3 protein-coding genes are annotated in these 3767 nt (G+C 62.8%); 2 read left to right on the forward strand and 1 reads right to left on the reverse strand.

Annotated features, from left to right (window positions below; genetic code table 11):
• Together QVE23_RS07795 and QVE23_RS07800 are read left to right on the forward strand one after the other, a co-directional pair.
• A partial coding sequence (locus tag QVE23_RS07795; RefSeq protein ID WP_502919081.1) for a DUF3810 domain-containing protein occupies positions 1–895 on the forward strand: 895 nt, incomplete at its 5' end.
• On the forward strand, positions 892–1707 hold the full coding sequence (locus QVE23_RS07800; RefSeq protein WP_021748022.1) for a glycosyltransferase family 8 protein: 816 nt from the start codon (positions 892–894) through the stop codon (positions 1705–1707). The genes QVE23_RS07795 and QVE23_RS07800, both read left to right, overlap by 4 nt.
• Before the next feature lie 146 nt (positions 1708–1853).
• Here QVE23_RS07800 and htpG read toward each other — a convergent pair whose 3' ends face one another.
• Positions 1854–3737, reverse strand: a complete 1884-nt coding sequence (htpG, locus tag QVE23_RS07805; RefSeq protein ID WP_287967882.1) for a molecular chaperone HtpG — start codon at positions 3735–3737, stop codon at positions 1854–1856.
• Positions 3738–3767 lie beyond the last annotated feature (30 nt).

A 3767-nucleotide genomic window follows, 5' to 3' on the forward strand; every position in this document is an offset into this window, starting at 1 on the left:
GGTATGGAACATCACGGCGGTAGTCAGGGCCAGAGGGCGGCGGAAGCGCCGGGCTTACAGCGCGGTTCTGGGGGCGGTCTGCGCCGGGCTGAGCGTCTGCGCCGCTACCTGCCTGCTGTGGGGGGTGTGCTATTACACGGACACCTTCCAGGACCGGTCCGGCATCCGGGCGGAGGAGGTATCGCTCCCGGATCTGACGGCGGTGACCGCGTGGTTCGCGGAAAATCTGGCGCAGACAGCCGACCAGGTGCCCCGGGATGAGGCGGGGACGTTCAATGCGTCTCTGAACGAGATCTTTGCCGGGAGCACGGACATCTACCAGGGCGCGGAGGACCTGTTCCCCTTCCTGGAATTTGAGGACCGGGCGCCCAAGCGGATGTTCTTCTCCAGGGTCATGAGCGCCATGAACTTCACCGGCGTCTACTTTGCTTTCACCGGGGAGTCCAACATCAACGTGGACGCCCCCGCCTGCCTGATCCCCTCCACCATCGCCCACGAGCTGTCCCACCAGCGGGGCATCGCCTCGGAGCAGGAGTGCAACTTCCTGGCGGTGCTGGCCTCCACCACCAGCGGCGATCCGGTGTACGAATACTCCGGCTGGCTGATGGGGTACATCCACCTGGGCAACGCCCTGTACCAGGCGGATCCGGCGGCCTGGCAGGCCATCCGGGACAGCCTTCCGGACACGGTGCGGGCGGATCTGGCATCTAACAACGCCTACTGGGCATCCTTCGAGGGGGCTGCGGCGGATGCCAGCCAGAAGGTGTACGACACGATTTTGAAGGGCTACGGCCAAGAGGACGGCATCCGCTCCTACGGGACGGTGGTGGACCTGCTGGTGGCCTATTACCGGGACACGGCCCGGACCAACGGATCGGAGGGCTTGACCACATGAACATTCTGGTGACACTGGACCGCAACTATCTCCCGCCCCTGCGGGTGATGCTGGGCTCTCTGCTGCGGAATGATCCTGGCGAGACCTTTGAGATTTACGCCATCGGAGACGGCCTGCTGCCGGAGGACTGGGCGGCACTGGAGGAGCTCTGCGCCGGTCGGGGGCGCATCCACCCGTTGGAGGTGCCGGCGGACCTGTTCGCCGACGCGCCGGTGGCCCGGTACTGGACCCGGGCCATGTACTACCGGCTGCTGGCGGCGGAGCTGCTGCCGCGTTCTCTGGACCGGGTGCTGTATCTGGACCCGGACATTCTGGTAATCAATCCTGTCCGGGCCCTGTATGATACGGACCTGGAGGGAGACCTGATGGCCGCCGCCACCCACACCGGGCTGCTGGCGGGCATCACAGACCCGGTGAACCGGCTGCGGCTGGAGAACTATGAGGCGGAGGCCTACTACAACTCCGGCGTACTGGTGATGGATCTGTCCGCCATGCGGCGGGAGGTCCGGCCGGGTGACATCTTCGACTATGCCCGGGAGCACGCCGACATTCTGCTGCTGCCGGACCAGGACGTGCTCAACGGCCTGTACGGCGGACAGATCCTGGGGGTGGACGACAGCCTGTGGAACTACGACGCCCGGCGGTTTGACCGCTACCTGCTGCTGAGCCAAGGGGAGCGGGACATGGACTGGGTGATGGACCACACGGCCATCCTCCACTTCTGCGGCAAGCGCAAGCCCTGGAACCACAGCTATCAGGGCCGGTTTTCCGCCCTGTACAAGCACTACCAGCGTCTGGTGGAGCGGCGGTGAGGGCGGTACCGATCCACGCGGCCGTCTTCTCGGGCGGCCGCCCCTACCCGATGGAAAAAACGCCGGGATGGCAGAGAGATCCGTCCTGAAGCAAATCAAACAAGCGGTCCCGGGTTTTACCCGGGGCCGCTTTTGCGCATGGTATTTTATTTCATCAGCTCGCACACCAGATCAGTGTAGCCGGAGGGATCCTCCAGGGGCAGACCTGCGATCAGCAGAGCCTGGTCGTACAGCAGCGTGGCGTACTTTTTGGCCTTCTCCGGGTCCGCCGTCACGGCGGCCTCCAGGGCCTGGAAAGCTGGGTGCTCCACATTCAGCTCCAGGATCCGCTCGGCGCGGATGGCGCTGTCCGGCTGGACCGCCTGGAAATACTTCTCCATCTCAAAGCTCAGGCCCTCCCCTGCCGTCAGGCACACGGGATGGGACTTCAGCCGGGCGCTGGCCTTGACCTCCTTCACCTGATCTCCCAGGGTCTCCTTGACGAAGTCGAACACGGCCTTGTGGGCGTCTGCGGCCTCCTCGGCCTTCTTCTCGGCACCCTCCTCGATCTCCTGGTCCAGGACAGAGCGGAACTCCTTGTCCTGGAAGGTGTGAAGGATCTGGGCACAGAACTCGTCCACCTCCTCCGTGAAGTAGAGGATCTCCGTGCCGGACTCCCGCAGGCCCTCGGTCTGGGGCAGTTTGTCGATCTTCTCCAAGCTCTCGCCGGCCGCGTAGTAGATGAACTTCTGCTCCTCCTTCATCCGGGAGACATACTCCGCCAGGGTGACGGGCTTCTTTTCCGTGGAGGAGTAGAACAGCAGCAGATCCTGCAGCAGGTCCTTGTGGGCGCCGTATTCGCTGACGACGCCGTATTTGATCTGCCGGCCAAAGTTCTTCCAAAATTTCTCGTAGCCCTCCCGGTCGTCCTTCAGCAGCTTACCAAGCTCGCTCTTGATCTTCTTCTCCAGGTTGGCCGCGATGACCTTCAGCTGCCGGTCGTGCTGGAGCAGCTCCCGGGAGATGTTCAGGGACAGGTCGGGAGAGTCCACCACCCCCCGGACGAAGCGGAAGTGCTCCGGCAGCAGGTCGGCGCACTTGTCCATGATGAGGACGCCATTGGAGTACAGCTGCAGCCCTTTCTCATACTCCTTGGTGTAGTAGTCGAAGGGGGTGGCGCCGGGGATGAACAGCAGCGCCTTGTAGGTGACGGCGCCCTCGGCGGACACGGCGATGACCTTTTGGGGGTCGGCGTAGTCGTGGAACTTGTCCCGATAGAACTTGTTGTACTCCTCCGGCTTCACGCTGGACTTGCGCCGCTGCCAGATGGGCACCATGGAGTTCAGTGTCTCCTCTTCCTGATACGTCTCGTACTCCGGCTTGTCATCGGGGCTGCCCTCCTTCCGGCGGGTCTTGGAGACCTCCATTCGGATGGGGAAGCGGATGTAGTCGGAATACTTCCGCACCAGCTCCTGGAGCCGCCAGGACTCCAGGAACTCACTGTACTTCTCATCATCGGTGTCCGGCTTGATGTGCATGATGATGTCCGTGCCCACGGCATCCCGCTCGCATTCGGTGATGGTGTAGCCGTCGGCGCCGGAGGACTGCCACATCCAGGCGGCGTCGGTGCCGTACTTCCTCGTCACCACGGTGATGTGGTCCGCCACCATAAAGGCGGAGTAGAAGCCCACGCCGAACTGGCCGATGACGTCGGTGTCCTTGGCGTCGTCCCCCACCTCCTGCTTGAACTTGTAGGAGCCGGAGGAGGCGATGACGCCCAGGTTGTTCTCCAGGTCCTCCTTGTCCATGCCGATGCCGTTGTCGGAGACGGTCAGAGTCCGGTGTTCCTTGTCCACCTTGATCTCGATCTTGAAGTCCTTGCGGCTCATGCCCACGGCGTCATCCGTCAGGGCCTGGTAGCACAGCTTGTCACAGGCGTCGCTGGCATTGGAGATGATCTCCCGGAGAAAGATCTCCTTGTGGGTGTAGATGGAGTTGATCATCAGATCCATCAGCCGCTTGGACTCCGCCTTGAACTGTTTCTTTGCCATGATGGATGCCGCCTATATCGTAAAATCTAA

Origin of the sequence: Oscillibacter sp. KLE 1728, from assembly GCF_934833455.1 — a bacterium.
GTDB lineage: Bacteria > Bacillota > Clostridia > Oscillospirales > Oscillospiraceae > Oscillibacter > Oscillibacter welbionis.

What these genes read in the sequence shown, in the direction of transcription:
- QVE23_RS07800 (WP_021748022.1), top strand. Translation starts at nt 892, where the DNA reads ATGAACATTCTGGTGACACTGGACCGCAACTATCTCCCGCCCCTGCGG.
- htpG (WP_287967882.1), bottom strand. Translation starts at nt 3,737, where the DNA reads ATGGCAAAGAAACAGTTCAAGGCGGAGTCCAAGCGGCTGATGGATCTG.